At 62.4% G+C, this 1239-nt stretch carries 1 protein-coding gene and 1 pseudogene; both read right to left on the reverse strand.

All coding sequences use genetic code 11. The features are described 5' to 3' along the window. Positions 1 to 1082 (reverse strand): O9 family phosphomannomutase RfbK (rfbK, locus tag KHQ23_RS26045; protein WP_102013032.1); only part of this gene is annotated, 1082 nt, incomplete at its 3' end. A gap of 22 nt (positions 1083 to 1104) precedes the next feature. Beyond that, positions 1105 to 1239: pseudogene (gene cpsB / locus KHQ23_RS26050) on the reverse strand (mannose-1-phosphate guanylyltransferase/mannose-6-phosphate isomerase); the annotation flags it as partial.

Genomic DNA, 1239 nt, shown 5'->3' on the forward strand with positions numbered 1-1239 from the left:
CTGTTCTTCAGGCACAGCAGCTCCGCCACCAGCAGCCACGGGATCATCCCGCTGTCGCAGTAGGCGAAGTCGCGGAAGTAATGGTGCGCGCTCATCTCCCCGCCGTAGATGGCGTCTTCCTGGCGCATCCGCTCCTTGATGAACGCATGCCCCGTCTTCGACATCACCGGCTGGCCGCCGCTGCGGGTCACGATGTCCACCGTGTTCCACGTCAGACGCGGGTCGTGAATGATTTTCGCCCCCGGCTGCTTCTGCAGGAACGCCTCCGCCAGCAGGCCGACAATGTAGTACCCCTCGATAAACGACGCCTCGTCATCGAACAGGAAGCAGCGGTCGAAGTCGCCGTCAAAGGCGATCCCCATGTCCGCCTGATGCGCACGCACCGCGTCGGCGGTGTCCTGGCGGCACTCCGGCAGCAGCGGGTTCGGGATACCGTTCGGGAAATGGCCGTCCGGCTGGTGATGCACCTTGATAAAGGTCACCGGCGCCCCGGCCGCCGCGAAGCGTTTCTCCACTTCATCAATTACGTGCCCCGCCGCCCCGTTGCCGGAGTTCACCACCAGCTTCAGCGGACGGGTGAAGTTCGCCAGGTCCACGTAGCCCATCAGGTGGTCGACGTACTCCTTCAGCACCGAAATCTGGCGCAGGGTCCCGCGACGCGCCGGGTCCACCGGCGGGAACTGGTTCTCCTCCGCCAGGCGCTGGATATCCCGCAGGCCGGTGTCGCCGCTGATGGGCTTCGCGTTCTCGCGCACCAGCTTCATGCCGTTGTAGTTCATCGGGTTATGGCTCGCCGTCACCTCGATACCGCCGTCCACCCCGAGGTGGAAAGTGGCGAAGTAAATCTCTTCCGTGCCGCTCAGGCCGATATCCAGCACGTCGGTGCCGGCGTCCATCAGCCCGCGGGCCAGCGCCAGCTTCAGCGACTCGCTGGTGAGGCGCACATCGCCCCCCACCACTATCTTCCCGGGTTTCAGAAATTCGCCGTAGGCGCGGCCGATACGGTAGGCGATGTCCTCGTTCAGCTCCTCGCCCAGTTCACCACGGATGTCATAAGCCTTAAAGCATGTTAACTGTGTCATTCTGCGTTTTGTCCCGAAAAAATTAGCAACGACCATACTGGTCTTTAATACGAATAATGTCGTCCTCGCCGAGGTACGACCCCGACTGGATCTCCAGCACTTCCAGCGGAATGCGGCCCGGGTTTTCCAGGCTGTGCTCGGCGCCAATCGGAATAAA

The sequence above is a fragment of the Klebsiella sp. 64 genome (assembly GCF_018223915.1).
Lineage (GTDB): Bacteria > Pseudomonadota > Gammaproteobacteria > Enterobacterales > Enterobacteriaceae > Klebsiella > Klebsiella pneumoniae.